This window comes from Shewanella sp. CG12_big_fil_rev_8_21_14_0_65_47_15 (genome assembly GCF_002783505.1).
Classification (GTDB): Bacteria; Pseudomonadota; Gammaproteobacteria; order Enterobacterales; family Shewanellaceae; genus Shewanella.
Window position 1 is genome coordinate 59,470 of record NZ_PFGL01000061.1, and the last position, 19,126, is coordinate 78,595.

General features: G+C 47.0%; 13 protein-coding genes. 10 read left to right on the forward strand and 3 right to left on the reverse strand.

The window, feature by feature from the left end:
* Window positions 1-274, forward strand: a 274-nt coding sequence (locus COW15_RS16360) for a hypothetical protein (RefSeq protein ID WP_293633790.1), incomplete at its 5' end; no start/stop codon positions are given.
* Window positions 275-381: 107 nt separating this feature from the next.
* On the opposite strand, the gene COW15_RS16365 is transcribed toward COW15_RS16360, so the two are convergent.
* Entirely contained in the window at window positions 382-1,833 is a 1,452-nt protein-coding gene (locus tag COW15_RS16365; protein ID WP_293633792.1) for a diguanylate cyclase, read from the reverse strand.
* 223 nt (window positions 1,834-2,056) lie between these two features.
* Window positions 2,057-6,610 (reverse strand): biotin carboxylase N-terminal domain-containing protein, encoded by a 4,554-nt coding sequence (locus COW15_RS16370; RefSeq protein ID WP_293633794.1) that lies wholly within the window; start codon window positions 6,608-6,610, stop codon window positions 2,057-2,059.
* A 121-nt stretch (window positions 6,611-6,731) separates the two neighbouring features.
* Here COW15_RS16370 and COW15_RS16375 point away from each other — a divergent pair, with 121 nt between their 5' ends.
* Window positions 6,732-7,643: a LysR family transcriptional regulator gene (locus COW15_RS16375; RefSeq protein ID WP_198782327.1), complete on the forward strand. Its 912-nt coding sequence runs from the start codon at window positions 6,732-6,734 to the stop codon at window positions 7,641-7,643.
* A 71-nt stretch (window positions 7,644-7,714) separates the two neighbouring features.
* Here the strand turns inward: COW15_RS16375 and blaOXA are convergent, their stop codons facing one another.
* Window positions 7,715-8,572, reverse strand: coding sequence for a class D beta-lactamase (gene blaOXA / locus COW15_RS16380; RefSeq protein ID WP_293633797.1), 858 nt, complete (start codon window positions 8,570-8,572; stop codon window positions 7,715-7,717).
* Window positions 8,573-8,919: 347 nt separating this feature from the next.
* On the opposite strand from blaOXA, the gene COW15_RS16385 reads away from it, so the two are divergent.
* From COW15_RS16385 to COW15_RS16420, 8 genes are all read left to right on the forward strand, one after another.
* Entirely contained in the window at window positions 8,920-10,077 is a 1,158-nt protein-coding gene (locus COW15_RS16385; RefSeq protein ID WP_293633799.1) for a hypothetical protein, read from the forward strand.
* A gap of 108 nt (window positions 10,078-10,185) precedes the next feature.
* On the forward strand, window positions 10,186-10,845 hold the full coding sequence (locus COW15_RS16390; RefSeq protein ID WP_293633801.1) for a SprT family zinc-dependent metalloprotease: 660 nt from the start codon (window positions 10,186-10,188) through the stop codon (window positions 10,843-10,845).
* 142 nt (window positions 10,846-10,987) lie between these two features.
* Window positions 10,988-11,767: an endonuclease EndA gene (gene endA / locus COW15_RS16395; protein ID WP_293633813.1), complete on the forward strand. Its 780-nt coding sequence runs from the start codon at window positions 10,988-10,990 to the stop codon at window positions 11,765-11,767.
* Window positions 11,768-11,773: 6 nt separating this feature from the next.
* Entirely contained in the window at window positions 11,774-12,505 is a 732-nt protein-coding gene (rsmE, locus tag COW15_RS16400) for a 16S rRNA (uracil(1498)-N(3))-methyltransferase (RefSeq protein ID WP_293633803.1), read from the forward strand.
* Window positions 12,506-12,567: 62 nt separating this feature from the next.
* A complete protein-coding gene (gshB, locus tag COW15_RS16405) occupies window positions 12,568-13,521 on the forward strand; it encodes a glutathione synthase (protein ID WP_293633805.1) in 954 nt (317 codons plus the stop codon).
* 72 nt (window positions 13,522-13,593) lie between these two features.
* On the forward strand, window positions 13,594-14,913 hold the full coding sequence (locus COW15_RS16410; protein WP_293633807.1) for an alkaline phosphatase: 1,320 nt from the start codon (window positions 13,594-13,596) through the stop codon (window positions 14,911-14,913).
* A 171-nt stretch (window positions 14,914-15,084) separates the two neighbouring features.
* A complete protein-coding gene (locus COW15_RS16415) occupies window positions 15,085-16,128 on the forward strand; it encodes a methyltransferase (RefSeq protein WP_293633809.1) in 1,044 nt (347 codons plus the stop codon).
* 961 nt (window positions 16,129-17,089) lie between these two features.
* Window positions 17,090-18,592, forward strand: a complete 1,503-nt coding sequence (locus tag COW15_RS16420; RefSeq protein ID WP_293633811.1) for a hypothetical protein — start codon at window positions 17,090-17,092, stop codon at window positions 18,590-18,592.
* The last annotated feature ends 534 nt before the right edge of the window (window positions 18,593-19,126 follow it).

A 19,126-nucleotide genomic window follows, 5' to 3' on the forward strand; every position in this document is an offset into this window, starting at 1 on the left:
GATTATTTTAGGCGCATATTGTAAATTGGAACCTAGCTCCGCGCAAATGGCTCTTGCACATTTTCACAATAAAGTAGCGATAAAATTGAAAAATATTCGAAGAAAAACATATGAAAACAACCAAATAAAATACTTTAGCTTAAATTTCAAACAACTGATAAAAACCTTAAAAAATAGCGGATTTCAAATGATATTGATGTTTTTGCCGTCTTTTACCGCCTACGGGTACCCAAAAACAGCTTCCAGTGCCCCCTATCACCTGCAACAAGGGTAAGCCATTAACATTAAACTCGGGTCAATTAATCGGATAAATGCGGATTCCCTTAATTAAAATGACAAATGCCGATGCTAAATCACAGATCAACGTTAAATTGGCATCAGTTAGGCCACCTCATCCACACAAACCTGATCTCTCCCTTGGACTTTAGCGCGGTATAATGCCCTATCGGCTCGTTCAAAACAGGATTGCATCGGTTCATTTTCCATCAGCTTTGCGATTCCAAAACTGCAGGTTAAGCGCACGCCATCACTAAATTTATGCTCCCTTATCGTCCCAGCGATCCTTTGGCATAATGACTGAGTCAAAGGTATTGAGGATTGGTGGCAAAGGATCACAAACTCCTCCCCACCCCAACGTGCGACCACATCGCAATCACGCACGCAGTGTTGTAATACGGTTGAGAGTTCGATAAGAATTTTATCGCCTATGGTATGCCCATTGGTGTCATTAATTTCTTTAAAGTAGTCGATATCCACCATCACCAAGCATATGGCGGGATCCACCTGCTCCGATGCTCGATGATCATCCATAAAATGTCGATTGAAGTAATGTCGATTGTAAAGCTTAGTCAGGGGATCATGGGTCGATAAAAACTCCAGCTCGGTATTCTTCTCTTCAAGTTGCTGATGCAACCTCTCTAACTGTAGGTTTTTATTCGTTAATCGGCGGTTATATTGGATGATCAAGTAAGTGCGAGAGCCAAGGAGGAGGAGAATAAACAAGGTAGCGGCAATGATTTGGTAGATCAGTCGGTAATTGGTTTCATCGATAATAGTGACATTATTCCATTTTCGATAAATACTAATCCGCTCAAGTTCACTGATAGCCTCGATGGCTTGATTGATGATTGGCAACAATGCCTCATTTCCTAAACTGACCCCTATGCGTAATTCGTCCTCAGGCCCACCCCAACCGGCAATTTTAAGGTGATTGAAACCCGTTTGTTGGATATAGGCATTCACGGAAAACATTGAACCCACAAACAGATCCGCTCGTTTGGCAAGCACAGCCTCCAGCCCCTCAGGCTCGTTATCCACTGTGATAGTCCGAACTTGGGGATAATAATGATGGATATATTCCGCCAATCGATAACCCTTAGGCACAGCTAAAGTACGCCCACCTATATTGTCAAACCCCTGCAAAAAGGGCTGTTCCCTCAACGACACCAACACATTAGGCGAACGGAAATACACCTGACTAAAGTGCAAATATTGCTCCCGCGAAGCGGTTTTATTGAGCAAAGGGGTCAAGTCACAACGCCCATCCTTCAAGAAAGACAGGGTTTCGCTCCAAGAATGGGTGATAACTAAATGGAATTTTAATGGTGTGTGGGCTTGAATATATTGGATATAGTCGGAGGATATACCCACATGTTTGCCATCGCGAATGGCCTCATAGGGCAACCAATCGGGATCGACACAGTAGCGAATCACTTTGCCACTGGTTTCGGCGCTTTCATCCGCAGCCCTTAAATAGGCCGAAGCCAAATGCTCGGCATATACCTGCAAAGGTAAAAGCAGGCACAGGGCGAGCAACCAATAACGAATACCCATTAATATTCTCAAGTAAACACAAGACTTAGCTGATTTAGATTTAAAAAGTGTATATGCGATGCGGGGATAATACCAATCGCTCTCCATGGCCGTTGAAATGGTAAGTAAGAGGGTAAAAAAATACCCGCCAGTGGCGGGTATTGAATATCGTTCGGCTAGGCTGCTTAAGCTTCTATCGGTGATACTACTATAAACAGTAAATCACCTTGAGACACTTGCCTGCTTAAGCTTCTACTGGTGATACCACAAACAGTAAGTCACCTTGAGACACTTGCTGACCATTGCTGTTCAGGATGCGCTCGATGCGATACTTCTGATCCTCAGGATAGAGTACGGCACCTTGACGGTTAAAGCCTGCCAAGTTGACCTGTGAGAACATCTTCATCGCTTCTGTCAGCGCTAAGGTTTGCTCAACAGTGACAATATCACCTTCTTTCACGAAGTCAGGTTCACCCGGTGCAGGCGAGGTATAGAAGATACCCGCGCCTTGGGCTAATACTTTCAGTTCGTTACTTTCACCCACACGTAGGGACTCAGTATCGACACCCACGGTTTCTGCCGCCGCTTCCATTTCTGCGATAAGCGCAGGAATATCAAGCTCCGCCATAAAGCGTGGCAGATAGTTAGTGTCGTATACGCCTTCCTTGAAGGTGCCGTCATTTAAGATGAGCTTAAGTAACGGAATGTTTGTCGCGATACCTTTAAGCACTACGCTATCCAGGTAAGCATGTAACTTGGCAATCACATCTTCACGATTTTCACCGCGCATAATGATTTGCGCAATCAAGCTATCATAGTATGGCGACACTTCTTTACCTGGCGCAGCAATTGAAATGATTTCCACATCGGGATGATCTGGGAATACACATTCAGTGATCTTGCCTGGATTTGGAATAAGCTGCAGTATGCCATGGCTATCGAGCGCGGCCTTTTCAGCCGTCACGCGCACTTCCATCGCATAGCCAATTTCCTTCGGCTCTAAGTGCTCAATCGAGCGACCCGCGGCGATATCAAACTGTGCACTCACAATATCTATGCCAGACGTCGCTTCAGTCACTGGATGTTCAACCTGCAGACGGGTGTTCATTTCCATGAAGTACACTTCGTTGGCATCTAAGTTATAGATGAACTCGACGGTACCCGCGCCCATGTAATCGGTCGCGTCACCTAAAGCGCGGGTGTAATCCAATACCTGCTTTTTAAGCTCATCTGGCAGCATGGTTGAGCCAGATTCTTCGACGACTTTTTGGTTGTTACGCTGTACCGAACAGTCACGTAAACCGAGCACTTTGGCGTTGCCAAACTTGTCACGCAGTAATTGCACTTCGATATGACGCAGTGATGTCACATATTTTTCAAGGTACAAATCGCCGTTACCGAAGGCAGCTGCTGCTTCGGTGGCCGTTTTTTGGAATAAGCCAATCATGTCTTCAGGACGTTTAACGACCTGAATACCTTTACCGCCACCACCTTGTACCGCTTTAAGCAGCACTGGGTAACCGATTTCACTGGCCACATTCACGGCCTGCTCGGCGTTGGTCAGGATCCCGTGGGAACCAGGCACTACAGGTACGTTTTGGCCTTGAGATGTCTTAATCGCATTCGACTTGTTACCCATAGTCGTCATTGAATGCACGCTAGGGCCCACAAAGTTAACGCCATTGTTGACACATAATGCCGCGAATTGCGGGCTCTCAGATAGGAAACCGATACCTGGGTGCAGAGCATCGACTTGCTCATATTCGGCCACTTTCAGCACTGAGTAGGCGTTCAAGTAACTTTCGTCCGAGGTATTACCCCCTAAACACACTAACTTGTCGGTGTCTTTCAGCATGTCCGCTGGAACTGAGGTCATGTCCGGGTCTGATGCCACTAATACCACGTTGATATCATTGTCATGGGCCTTACGGATCAGCTTCACTGCGGTACAACCACGGGCATGCACCAATACTTTGTTGATTGGCTTCATCAGCTTACGTGGATCGCTTTGGATGATCACATCCTCTTCAACTGGCGCTTCAACCACGAGTGTCGACAGTGCGTTGATGATAATGTCGCTAATTTTGGCCGTCGGCATTGGCATCAGAGGATCTATGCTCGCCAATTGGCCATCTAAGGTTGTACTAAAGGGGTTATGGACTAAGCCCGCCATCGCGCCTGGCACTTTTGACAGGTAGTTAGACAGTGTCGCTGTCGATGGCAAGTAAGCTGGCACCACCATTTGACCCGCGAATGGCATGTTAGTGCCTGACAGATAATAGGTTTGCACTAATGGGTGAGTCACAAAACTCGCCTGCGCGCCACCGGTACAGTCACCAAAACCAAACATCAATACTGGCAATTCGTTATCACGGATAAAGCGTGTGATACGGTCGTTCACTACCGCCATAGAGAACAGCGCCGCAGCACCTTCTTTAGTCTGCATACCACCCGAGCTGATAAAGCACACTACGGGTAATTTACGCTTAGCACACTCGATCAACAGTGCGGAGAATTTCTCGGCACTCGCCATATCGAAGGCACCCGCTTGGAATGCGGTGTTAGAGACAGCCACACCCACACGGACTTTTTGACCTTTTTCTTTAAAGTCAGCGATACCCGTGATCAGACCACAAGGACGAATACCTTTATCTAAAGCGTCTTCGATCGATAAACGGAAACCAGGGAAGTTCAACAGGTTAGCCGACATTTTGTCGCCATTGATCTCATCGAAGCGGGTAAAGAATTGCTTGATGATATTTTCCCAGGTCATATTGCCTGCACGTTTTTCGTCACGCAGCACTTTTTGGATTAACAGATCCTGATAACCCATAGTTAAACGGTTCCAGAAGTCCTTACGACGACCGATACGCACAGGGTTGATCGCGCCAGTGTACTTGCTGGTATCGCTTTCGCTGTCGAAATACTCGGGCAATAAACGCTCGAAGAAGTAAGTCAATACCACGAACAAACTGTCGTTAAGTTGCGGGAAACCCACACTCTTCCACTGTTCTACCCGCACCAATAGATCGGCGCGGTTAGATTGACCCATAAAGTATTTGAGCCACTTGTAGAATTTGGCTTTATCGTTTGCGGTATCCTGGGTCGACAACGCATGGTCAATCGACTTATGCAGCAGATTGTTCACAGAGTTGCGTGACAAACTCTTAGACATCATGGCTTCTTTCGCGATTGACGCTAAGCTGCCGACGACATTGTCGTACAAGGCGTTAAAAATCAGAATGTTATGGCATTGCCAAATAAAGTCTTCACGCAGTTCTTCGTTTACTACTACGTCGAGTACGGTCAGCTGATTCAGTTCAGGCCATTTGGCTTGAGTCGCTGATTTGGGTAGGTTTTCTAAGTGCTGGATCAGCCCTTTGAAGTTGTTTGCCGCATTGCTCTTCCAGCGGTGGTACAGAGACCAGCCAATGTTGAATAACAAGGCTTTACGCGCTTTTTTATAGTTTTCTTTCGGTTCACCCAAAATCAAACGCGTTAACATATTACGCTCGGTCGACACTTCATCACGCTTAGCAACAAAGTTAGCCCAGAGCTTGTTTAAGTCTTCGTCGTAAACCAGTTTATCAGGGCTTGATAACCAAGCTTGGAATACGCGGTCTTGTTCCTGTTGGATACGTGCTAATAAGTCACCTTCTGGCACACTCGCACGGGACAGACGACCGTACTGCTCCTGGGAAATCGAATGGATACGGCTACGCAGGGTGAGATAACGCAGGTAACGATAAGCACTACCAAACAAGTTATGGTGAGTTGTTGGGTTGCTGGCAACCGACAATTCTGCGTTTAATTCCAGCGATGCCAGGTTTTTAGACGGGTTTAAAAAACGCGTCAAACTGCGATCGTAGTGTTCGCGTAAATCCGCTGAATCGCGCACAAAGTTAATCGCTGCGCGCTCAACTGCCTCAATACTGCTAATAATTGCACGGCGTAAATTGTGCTGACGCTCGTCGCGATCACTCGGCGAAAAGTCGATAATCCCATCGATACAACCCGAGGTATAAAGCTCTTCTGGGGATACGCCGACAGATTTCGCACATTCTTGCCAAGATAAATTGTACTTACGCGCGATGCTTTGCAGACCCTGTGGCTGAATCGTGTTGAAAATACCGTCACGCAGTGACAACAGAATGTTGGCCGCGGCTAATGGAATCGCACCACCAGAATAACCCGCTCCGATAACAATACCGACTGTCGGTACGTCAACGTTGGCGCTTTCTGCGATGGCTTTAGAAATAGAATGGGCTTGGTTTTGGCTGTTGGCGATTTCGCCCGCATCCGCCCCTGGGGTGTCAATTAAATAGATAATTGGCATAGACAATTCGGCAAAGTGGCGAATCGCCTTACAGGCGGCGTAATGATGCTCTGGCATCCAGGCACCGTTTGCGGTAGTGCGCTCTTGAGCGATAAAACCAATACGACGAGTGCGCGAACCAAAGTTCAACTCGATCTCAGCACTATAAAAAGAGCCCAAGTGAGTTTCGGTAATCAAACGGCCCTTAAGATCGGCGATGATACGCTTAGCCCCCGGACGACCTTTATCTAGGGTCGGTTGGATCACTTTAGCAACGTAACCATCGACATCTAAAGATGCCAAATCCTTCAAGTTTGCCTGAATGGCATCCTCACTTAAAAGACCTTTAATTTCATCTGATAAGCTCTGTTTACTGTGTTTAGGAAACAGAGAAAAATCCTTTGCCAAATGCTCGGCTTGTAAAAAAAGCGGATCGGGCGTTTGGGCTTGAGTCATGTGTGTGGGCTGATTATTGCTGGTCATCAAAAGATCCTCTGCTTAGCCTCTGAAAATTTTTAGCCAATAAATATAACTTTGTTATCCCGTCAAATGCCATTAAACTGCATAAGACGCTTTGTTCCAAATATGAGACAGTGGGAAAAACATGCCAGATTTAAACGGTATGATGCTATTTGCAGCCGTAGTGAGAGCGAAGGGATTTTCCCAAGCTGCACGTGAAACAGGCCACCCAAAATCCACCATAAGTCGCAAAATCGCGCAGCTTGAAGAACAACTTGGCGTGCGATTGCTACAGCGCGACACCCGTAACTTAAGTTTGACTCAAGTCGGGGCACTCTTTTATCAACACTGTGATTCCATTCGCAATGAGGTGGAGGCGGCCAAGGCTGTTATCGAGAATACTCACGATGATGTGTCAGGGTCATTACGGATTGCGATCCCTGTGTCATTTAGCCAAGAATTAATCGCTAACCTCTGTAGCGGATTTATGCGTTTATATCCCAATGTGGAATTAGATGTCCAGTTTACCGACAACGATATAGGTTTAGTGGGTGAAGGATATGACATAGCTATCAAATATGGCCCGTTGCAATCCTCTGATCTTGTCGCACGCTTACTGTTTGAACGTCAACCTATTCTAGTGGCAAGTCCGGGGTATTTGAAACTCAGGGGCACCCCTGCTACGCCACAGGAACTCAGTCAACACAGTGGCATTTTATTAGGCACCTCGCGCTCGGCACCTATCTGGCCCTTAGGCAAGGGCACCCGTAAAACCATGGTTAACTTTCAGCGTAAAGTGCGAGTCAATAGTCCCATAATGGTGAAACAGCTCGCCATTGATGATTTTGGCATCGCCATGCTGTCAAATTCAGCCTGTAAGAATGAGCTTGCCAATGGACAGCTGGTCCCAATTTTACAGGAATGGCCTATCGAGCCCTTTAAGGTCTATGGTGTATATTCCAGCCGTCGCCAGTTGGCCACCAATATCAGCGTGTTTTTGGACTTCTTTGTGAAACGCTTTAGCAGCCAGGAAAGCCTGCAATCGTTAATGGGTTAGCCCTTTCCCCCTTTTATAGTAAAAGCCTAGCTTTATCCGCTAGGCTTTTGTTTTATCTGTTGGATTTACGGCTAAGGGATAATTTTTTCCTGTCTTAATACGGCCTTAGTGATGGCTTGACGTAATGACAAACCCTCCGCCGACGGCATATCCATATTCATTGCAAAAAACCACACATTATCATCGAGTTCTACCCAACCGACCCACCAGCCAATTTTAGGTTCAATTCTGACTGAGTATCCGGTTTTGGCTCGGATAATATAGTCGCCATTCGCTTCGGTCAGCATGGCCTGTTTAACGATACGTTGACTGCGCTCAGACACATGCAGTTTGTTGTGATACAGCTTTCGCAAAAAGTCGATTTGCTCAGTGGCTGAGATGCGGATATTGCCGTCCAACCAAAAGCTGTCTAAGTTTCCCGAAATATCCTCATTACCATAATCGAAGGCATCCAGCATTTTCCCCATGCGTGCTTCACCGATTTGGCGAGCAAAATCTTGATAGACAGGCACGACCGAATACTTCATCGCGGTAATCAAGTCATGGTCGCGGTTCCAAGCGGCGATATCGCGGTTTTTACCATCCCATTTAAAGACTTGGTGTTCATTCTTAACAACCCCAAGATCGAGGGCAATCAAACTGTTGGGGATCTTAAAGGTCGAGGCGGGTAAATAGCGTTGGTTGGCACGCTTAAGATTATTGCTAAACCCTTGCTGCTTATTTTCGTTCCATAACACCACAACGCCCTGGACAGGTTTTGGCCGAGCTTGTTGTGGCCGGGCTTGCTGGGATTGAGTATGCTCCTGAGCAAAAATAGCATCCCAAGCACGGGTTTCTTGCCACTCCTTCTTCACCTCTGTAGAGGCAAAAGCTGGGGCAACGAAGATAGCAGATGCTACCAGCAAAGCCGATATAGCTAACAAACGCATAAATTCTCCTTGTCGAAACACAAAAATCCAATGAACTAAAAAAGTGATTAAGGCTATCACTTAGCGTTTTTCCCTTCCCTAGCAAACTGCTGACCAATTGTGGCAAAAAAGAGGCAAGCAAGTTCTGTTATCGAAGGACTGATGCCAGCTTGACACGCTTTGGTATAGAAGATATTGACATAAGATGATGGAGATCACTGGTGTTAACTTTATTACCCCCAGCTTGTAGTGCATACTTTTTAGCATAAGAGCCTTTTGCAGGACGAGATAACTATTCTTTTGAACGAAGAACTTTCAACGAAGAACATTTCAACGCATAACATAGAATAACTACAGGGAAATCAAAAATGTTGAAGCCAGTATTAACACTCATCTTCGCCAGCAGCTTAATCAATACGGCCAGTGCCATCCCCTTATTAGGTGATGTGGAAGTGTCCCGCCTACCGACCGCCGCACAAACCTTGGGCGATGTGGTGACACGCTATCAAGCCTTAAATGAAGGCTTAGCTCAACAGTTAACGGTACAGAAGAACGAAGTCGATGCAACTCAATTAGCGGCGCGTCAAGGGCACAGACTGTGGCAACAGGCGGTGCGCGATGTGCAGTCGGGCCACTTTGACGACCGACCTTTATATTGGGCGCGTCTTTCGATGTTAAATAGCCTAAAAACCACCAGCGCTAGCTTTAACATGGCCGACTGGCAACAGGGCATTTTGGCTGGTGCAGTTGAGAAGGCCTCGCGGGGTTTTAGCGATGTTCACTATGGTGATGATGTCCAAATCAAAATCTTCCTCACGGGTTTCGATCCCTTCTTCCTCGACAAAGATATTAGCCAGAGCAATCCTTCCGGCTTAGTCGCCCTCGCCTTGGACGGTTTCCGCTTTCAAGTCGATGGTAAAACGGCGCAAATCGAAACGGCTTTGGTGCCAGTGCGTTTTGAGGATTTTGACCAAGGTGTTATCGAATCGCTACTAAGCCCGATTTACCGCGATCCTAAAACCCAATTTGTATTCACCGTCAGCATGGGCCGCACTGACTTTGATATCGAACGCTTTCCTGGGCTAAATCGCAGCGCAGCGGCGCCCGATAACCAAAACGTGCTCACTGGCGGCACTAAAACCGCACCGGTTGCCCCTAAGCTTAATGGTAAGGATTTTATCGGCCCTGAGTTTGTCGAATTCTCGCTGCCTGTTGCCGCCATGCAGGTAAAAGACAGCCAATGGAAAGTCAACGATAACCACACTGTCACTACCCTTGCCCGCGGTGAGTTTAGTGCAACCTCATTGAATGAGCTGCAAAACGAAACCTCAGTCGAAGGTTCTGGCGGCGGTTATCTCTCTAATGAAATCTCCTATCGCGCCATAGTGTTGCAGCAAAAGTTTAATAGCCATGCGAAAGTCGGCCACATTCACACCCCAAGAGTCAAAGGTTATGACGCCGATACCGAGCAAGCGATAGTCGAACAAGTGCGTACTATGGTGATGCAAGCCGCGGCGAGCCTATAGCCTACTGGCATTGTCAGATAGCGTTCGCTATGATGCGAACGCTGATGATTGACTGAAAGTTTAAGCACACAATTTTTACTTTAGCCGACGAGGACCCAAGCTCACCCTATGTTAAAACCCACTGACTTACTCAATGCCCTACGTCGTCGCAGCAGTGAAGCCCTTGCCCCACTGAAAAAATCGACGTACGCAGCCTTAGGCCAAAGCCAAGATGAGTCGCAGGCAATAACGAGCCCATTAGCACCCAAAGCGGCACAGGCGCATATTTTTACCGGTTCATCGCGCCCACTCTCGTCACTGCAAATACAAGTGCTCGAGCGAATTGAAGCCTGCTATCAAGAGGCAGAAGCATACCTCAAACGCAACTTCCCACGGCCAGTGACGCAGTTTAGCCTCAGGGGCAAGAGCGCGGGTACGGCTCATCTGCAGCAGAATCGTTTGCGATTCAATCCCGTGTTGCTACGGGAAAACAGCGAAGCTTTTCTAACAGAAGTCGTGCCCCACGAAATTTGTCATTTACTGTGTTTTCAGCTTTTTGGCAAAACCAAGCCCCACGGTAAAGAATGGCAATCCTTGATGTTAACGGTATTTAAGGTCAACCCGAGTACCACCCACAGCTTTAACACCACTTCGGTTGCGGGTAAAGATGTTGAGTATCGCTGCGCCTGTGGGCCGATTCGCCTGAGTATTCGCCGCCATAACAAAGTGCTACGCGGTGAAAGCCGTTATCTCTGTAAACGCTGTAAGACCCATTTAATGGCGGCTTAGTTTAATCGAGAGCTAAACACGCGTTACCAAGAATCCCTCAACCTAAGTTCGACACAATTTGCATAAGCAGCGGCATTTCCCTTAACATCACAGCATAAAAGACGGGCCAAAGGCTCGCGTAGTATTTGTTATTTTGGGATAAATCTTGAGCAAAGCTTCTTTAACCGTTAATTCGCGGCAACTTTTGTTGTGCCTAATCACTTGGGCGGCGACCTTATCCGTGCCCGCTAGTGCCTCAGTGTCACACCCCAGTAGTTTCAGCCAAGCGAAAACCAAGTCGCAGGCGCTCTATCAGGGCAGTCACCAAGGCACACTACCCGCAGTCAGTTTTTACTGTGGCTGCGATATTCAGATCAAAGGCAAATCCTGGAAACCCGATCTCGCCAGTTGTGGTTATCAAGCCCGTAAACAGGAAACCCGCGCCAACCGTATCGAGTGGGAACATATAGTGCCCGCCTGGGAATTTGGCCATCAGCTCCAGTGCTGGCAAAAGGGTGGGCGTAAAAACTGCGCCGATAACAGTAATGAATTTAATAGGATGGAAGCAGATATGCACAACTTAGTGCCCGCCATCGGTGAGGTGAACGGCGATCGCAGTAACTTCCGCTTTAGCCAATGGAACGGTAAAGCCGACCAATATGGCCAATGCGCTATGGTCATCGATTTTAAAAATCGTCAGGCACAGCCGCCCGCCAATGCCCGCGGTAAGATTGCCCGCACTTACTTATATATGCAGCAAACCTATGGGCTTAAAATTGCTTCACAACAATTAAAGTTGTTCAAAGCATGGGATAAAAGCTATCCAGTTGATACTATTGAGTGCAAACGCGATAACGCCATAGCGCAAACCCAGGGCAACCATAACCCCTTTGTGCAGAACGCCTGCAATGCGCCACCACTGCGTCAACAACTAGCCGAGTAAGGTCGAATGAGAGTCCCAAGAATTTATCAACCTCAGCCATTAGCCATCCATCAACAGCTGAACTTAGACGAAGATGGCGCGGCCCATATTGGCAAAGTGCTACGCATGGGCAACGGCGAACAGATCAGCCTATTCAATGGCGATGGCAATGATTATCTGGCTGAAATTGTCGATGCGGGTAAAAAACATGTCACAGTCAAACTGCTGTCCTGTGAGGCCAATTTATCTGAGTCGCCACTCAACTTGCACTTAGGCCAAGTGATTTCCCGTGGCGATAGAATGGAATTTACCATTCAAAAATCGGTCGAGCTGGGTGTGAATACCATTACGCCGCTGTTTTCCGATCGCTGCGGCGTAAAACTCAATGGCGAACGCCTAGAGAAAAAAATTCAGCAATGGCAGAAAATCGTCATCAGCGCCTGTGAGCAATCGGGCCGCAGCCAAGTGCCCGTGGTGCGCCCGGCAATGGACTTGCACGATTGGTGTAGTGAGCCGACCTCGGCACTGAAACTCAATCTGCACCCGCGTGCCGCACACGGTATCAGTGGCTTAGATTTAGCCCATACCCGCGTGCGACTATTAATTGGCCCAGAGGGCGGTTTGTCGGCGGAAGAAATCGCCATGACGGAAACCTATCAATTTACCGATGTGTTGCTTGGCCCCAGAGTGCTGCGCACCGAGACCGCCTCACTCACCGCCATTACGGCGCTGCAACTTAGATTTGGTGATTTAGGCTGACCTAAGCGACAGCGAATCAATGCTTTTTTGCCTGCAAACGGCGACAAATAAGGAACAGATTAATGATAAAACTCGGCATAGTGATGGACCCCATCAGTGAGATCAACATTAAGAAAGACTCCAGTTTTGCCATGTTAATGGCCGCGCAGGAAAGAGGTTATCAGCTGTTTTATATGGAAATGGCCGATCTTGCCATGGTCAACGGCGTGGCTATGGCCAATATGCGTCCGTTAACTGTTATCAATGATGCGAGCAAATGGTTTGAACTCGGCGAAGCGAAAGACACGCCGATGGACGAACTCGATGTGATCTTAATGCGTAAGGACCCGCCATTCGATACTGAGTTTATCTACGCCACTTACATGCTTGAACGCGCCGAAGAACAGGGAGTGTTGATCGTCAACAAGCCGCAAAGCCTACGTGATGCTAACGAAAAACTGTTCACCGCATGGTTTAGCGAATTCACCCCAGAAACGATCGTGACCCGCGATGCCAAGCGTATCCGCGCTTTCCACCAAGCTAAGGGCGATATTATTCTTAAGCCTTTAGATGGCATGGGCGGCACCTCGATTTTCCGCGTGAAGCAGGACGACCCTAACCTTGGGGTGATCATCGAGACCTTGACCAGCTATGGCCAACAATATGCGATGGCGCAAGCCTTTATCCCTGAAATTACCAAAGGCGATAAACGCATTTTAGTGGTCGATGGCGAGCCTGTGCCCTACGCCTTGGCGCGTATCCCAATGAAAGGCGAAACCCGTGGCAACTTAGCCGCCGGCGGTAGCGGTGTGGCGCAGCCTTTATCCGACAGCGATTGGGCGATTGCACGTGCCATTGGCCCTGAGCTTAAAAAACGTGGACTGATTTTTGTCGGGCTGGATGTCATTGGTGACAAGCTGACTGAGATCAATGTGACGAGTCCAACCTGTATCCGTGAGATCCAAGCGGCATTCGATGTCGACATCACTGGCATGTTAATGGATGCTATCGAAGCACGCATTAACGCCACAGCATAAATTTACCAACGAGTTTGTCGATTGTAAGGCGCGAGCAAATCGCGAGCGCCGAACCACTTCTAGGGATGTGATATGAGTTTCACCAAAGCGCCACTCTTGTTACTCGGCAGTAGTTTGCTGTTATCTACGCCAGCTTGGGCAGATGAAACGGGTCCAACGAAGACGCCATCGCGACCGAAAAATATCGTTATCATGATAGGTGATGGTATGGGGCCGTCTTACACTAGCGCCTACCGCTACTACAAAGATAATCCTGATACCGAAGAAGTCGAACAAACCGTATTCGACCGTTTACTGGTGGGCATGGCGAGCACCTATCCCGCGGGCGTCAGTGGCTATGTTACCGACTCAGCCGCGGCGGCGACAGCGCTGGCTACCGGGGTTAAATCCTACAATGGGGCGATTTCGGTCGATACCCAAAAGCAACCACTGCCGACCCTACTCGAAAAAGCCAAATCCCTTGGCCTGAGCACAGGTGTGGCTGTTACATCCCAGATCAACCACGCCACGCCAGCCGCCTTTTTGGCCCACAACGAAAGCCGTAAAAACTACGATGCTCTGGCACTCAGTTATTTAGAAACCAACGCCGATGTGTTTTTAGGGGGTGGCCAGAAGTATTTCTCACCCGAGCTATTAGCCCAATTCACCGCCAAGGGTTATCAACACATCAGCCGTTTTGAAGATCTCGCCACTATCACTCAACCTAAAGTGTTAGGCCTGTTTGCCCAGGTGCAATTACCTTGGGCGATTGATGAGAAAGATGCGAAAAAACTCAGCACCTTAACTCAAAAGGCGCTCAGCTTGCTGTCGCAGAATGAGCAAGGTTTTGTGCTGTTAGTCGAAGGAAGTCTTATCGACTGGGCAGGCCACAATAACGATATCGCCACCGCCATGGGTGAAATGGATGAATTCTCCAATGCCATCGAAGTGGTTGAGCAATTTGTGCGTGAACACCCAGATACCCTGATGGTGATCACCGCCGACCACAATACTGGCGGCCTATCGATTGGTGTCAATGGTAACTACAGTTGGAACCCTGAGATCCTGCGCAATATCTCCGCCAGCTCCGACACTTTGGCCTTAGCCGCCATCAGTGGTGAACAATGGCAAGCCGATCTCGCCCGCGGTTTAGGATTTGAGTTAACCGAAGAAGAAACCACAAAGCTTAATGTCGCCAGAATGCAGGGATTAGAAACCATGGCGGTGGCAATTCGCCATGTAATTGATAAACGCACCGATACAGGTTGGACCACGGGTGGGCACACGGGCGTTGATGTTCAAGTCTTTGCCACAGGTCCCGCATCTGAGCTGTTTAACGGCCATCAAGATAATACCGATATCGCCAATAAGATTTTTAGCTTATTACCTAAACCGAAGAAACCTAAAAGCTAAGCGTTAATCGATTCCGTTCATTAAAGGCAACCGCATAATGCAGTTGCCTTTTTTATTGGGTCTTTTGATTAGGGATTTTATTAGGTCTTAGCGCAGGGATTCTATGCAAACTGGCTCAGGCGCGAATAACGGGTATAATGCCCACACTTAAGTCAATCGGTGTCTGTAACTGTGTTAACCAATCCATCGCAAGTCATTATTCGTAATCAAGACAGCCTAAGCCAACACAAAGTATTAGTGCTCAATCATGAAGCCGATCTACTGCCAAAGGCCCTGCTCGATACCGCGGCATCGGTCGATGCACTCGCCTTGGATTACCACCATTACTTGCACTTAGCACCGCACGCCAACTCAAAACTGCGTTGCTACTTCGGCCATGAACTGCCGCACCAAGACCCAGTTGAGCGAGAAAAATACGATACGGTTATCGTTTATTTCCCTAAGGCCAAGCCCTTAGCGCCCTATCTGTTTAACCTCGCCGCCAATCATCTTGTGCCTAATGGTCAACTGTTAGTCGTTGGGGAAAACAAGGGCGGGATCAAGTCTTTAGTGAAACTGTTACCCGAGTATTTGGCGACTGGGATGAAGCTCGATAACGCCCGCCACTGCCTGTTATTTGGCAGCAGCTTAGAGGGCTGCGCGCCAGAGATGAAGCTTAGCGATTGGGTCAGCCAATATAGACTCACTACGCCACAGGGCGAGGTGACTATCTGCAATCTTGTGGGGGTTTTTAGCGAGAAGCACTTAGATCAAGGCACAGAACTATTACTGTCGCACCTGCCGACACTCTCTGGCCGAGTGCTCGATTTTGGCTGCGGCGCAGGAGTGATTGCCGCTGCACTGCTCAAGGCACAGCCAAGCCTATCCTTAGAATGTGTCGATATCAATGCGATGGCGCTCGCCTCATGCGAACTCACGCTTGCGGCCAATGGCATGACGGCCAAGGTCTATCCCTCCGATGGACTGGCGCAAACCACGGGCAAATTTAACGGCATTATCTCTAACCCACCGTTCCACGATGGCCTAGCCAGCACCACCAACATAGCGCATAACTTTGTCAGTGATAGTGCTAAACAATTACAACATAACGGTATTTGGCAAATCGTTGCCAACCGCCACTTACCCTATTCGGATACCATTGCCGCCAAATTTGGCCAGTTAAAAGTGACCGCCGAAAACAATAAATACAAACTCTATTACTTTCAACAGGCTTAACCTTAAGCCCCACTCACTCGATTATTGAGTGGGGCAAACGTAATTTGACTCGATTATGTACCAAGGAATAAAGACTCCTTCAGAATAACGAGAATATAGGCGTATCCTATTGGAACGCCTATTTTGAAATCAAAATGCCTCAAAGCAAGACAAATTTGTCGTCAGTTGTGCTGTACTTATTGTCATTATTTCCCCAGTGACACGCCGTCCTTGCATGTAACAAGAAGCGTCCCTGAGGGCTCTACTAAAACATGTTTTAGAAGGTCACTGGTGCAATAATGACAATCTTAACAACCCCTCTAGCTGTTCGTTCAGCTAAAAAGATATTGCCCCAAAGCAAGACAGTTGAGCTACACGCATTGCGCATTAATTGTCATTGCTTCCCCAGTGACACGCCGTCAACTCGTCCCTGAGGGCTCTACTAAAACATCCATGTTTTAGAAGGTCACTGGTGCAACAATGACAATCTTAACAACCCCTCTAGCTGTTCGTTCAGCTAAAAAGATATTGCCCCAAAACGAGCTGGCAGAGTGCGCTCGACTAACACCGGCACTCCATGTTTGACCAAATGTTAGTAATGCTACAGAGTGGCTATTTAATGGTGGCGATTCAATCATCCCTTTAACCACCGCTCTGTTGCAAAAATGCTGGCTGACTGTGAATTTGAAGGCTACGCGCCCTAAGCAACTCAAACATCAACGCGCGTCAGCGCGGTTGTCACAACTGCGTCCAAGATGACGTTATGGTAAATAGGTATTCTGAAACGCTGTGGGTCTTGTAAGCCTTCTGAGAAAGCCTGAATTTGCACCAGAAATTAGGATTAAAAATGCGACTGTGACATGTGTGCCATTTTTTTATCATTTCCCTTCTCTGAAACCCTTGTGTGGCAACGTATGTGTATCAGAACGTTTTCTTTTGCTACGATGTATATTACATCTTGTATATATAGCGCAGTGTGACAATGAATGATTTGGTTCGTCTGTATCTGTTGGAAAATGGTCCCAGTTTAAGCTCTGAGATAACGGAATATCTAATTCTTTCTCATGGGTTAAGTTCACAAGCAGCTAGGCAGCGGGTTTCTCGAGCGACACAGGACATACTGCGTTTAGAGCTTTCATTTCCTAGACGTGCCAAGTTTTTATTTCTCAGAGAACAAGCTGGAACTGGGCACTATTGGGGTCGTTTAAGCGAAGCACTTCTGTCCTGTAATTCAGCATATGGATTTGCCATTTCAGCTATTGAAGAACGTGGGGGCATTATCCCAAAATGCCATTTTGAGATTATCTGTGGTGCCCCTATCAAGCAAAAGAAGCATTTGTCTGCAAATACCGTTCTTACTCGACTGTTTAATACAAACCTCCTTAAGGAGATAACCGTAGATGGTGTTGGCGCATGTGTTTATCTAGGGCTTCATGCTAATCATGTTCAATCACTAATACCGTATATGAAAGCTAGACTTTTAGCGGAAGACCTGTTGTTGAGAGGTATAACTACATGGCTGAGAAATCTCGGCTTTGTATCGTATAATCAAGTAAAAACACGTTCAAATGAACACAACCCAGTAGTCAGTACTACTGCATGGGATTTAGCTGCACCATCATATCTAAGCCCTTTGGTTAGCGGTGAATCGAATGCTGGAACGATTAAATCAGGTTTCGTTGTGTGTGATATTTTGCTCAATAGCGAGGTTAGTGAAAGAGGTATTCAGCCATTTATTCAAAAACTCAATTCTTTACGAAGTCTTAAAAATGTAGGTAGACAGCTATTTTTCTTTTTTGCTTCTTCATATTCTGAAAGTGCCTTTAATAAATTAAAGGCAACAGGAGTATCTCCTGCCACTATTTCGTCGGTGTTTGACAAAGAGGTTAATAGCGGGATGAAGGAGCTAATAGAACTCCTGTCTCAAGTGTCAAGAGTGGGGGCTTCAGGAGAAAAGTTAGATATCATTTTCAAAACGCTGGGGAAGGTAGAAGGAGCCGCAAGTCGCTTAAGGGGCGCGTTATTCGAGCACGTTGTTGCTGAAGCCATGAGAGCTACTGGGTATAACGGGGTGGAACTTAATAAGTTTTGTAGGGACGTTAATGGAATTCAGAAAGAAGCAGATGTTGTTGCTTCAAACAATAAAGAAGTGCTTTTTATTGAAGGGAAAGGATATAACATCAACAAACAGGTTACAAAAGATGAGATTGATTATTGGCTGATTGAGCAAGTGCCAGTATTTTATAAATATTGCTTATCTCACCCTGATTGGAAAAACAAAAAATTTATATTTGAATTTTGGACATCTGGAGCCTTCTCTGATGAGGCGTTAGCTCGTCTTAATAATGCTAAAAACGCGACAAAAAAGTATCAGATAAACTATAAGAATTATAATAATGTCTTGTCCTTTATTGAAGAATCCAATACCCCTGCTTTATTAAAGACGTATAAAGAACACTTTTTGAATTATCCTATGAAACTGTAGGTTTTATTAGTAATGGTGTTGTAGTGGTCAAGTAAAACTGACCACAGGTTTATAGCTTTTTCATATTTTTGATAATCAGAAATGCTTTCATTAGAGCAAAAGTCCTAACACGAAAATGTCCAAAAACGTGCTGAGTTTTTATTTAAAACTTGCAGGCTACACCGATGTTAAACAGGTGGGCCATGGGGATTGCGAGACGACCGTCCGCCCCATGGCCGCTTTTTGGCATCCATGCCATCGCGGCATTCGTGAATCCATTCACATCAAACGGGGCGGTCGAGCATCCATTAAATAAAATAGCGAAATAGCGGGGACATATATGGTCACCTCGGGGTTAGCAAGGCCAATGTCCTATTTTATTCGAACTACATTTACGTTAATCGATAATTCACCTTTCACAACGGGGTATCGGTCGTTAATGGTTCGCGGTCTTGCGACATATATCCGGCGTCTGTTGCGCCCTAATGAGATCCAAATTGACGTCTTACCCTCCTTGGCAGCCATATGGCCTCGAAGGCCACTGTCCCGATCAGG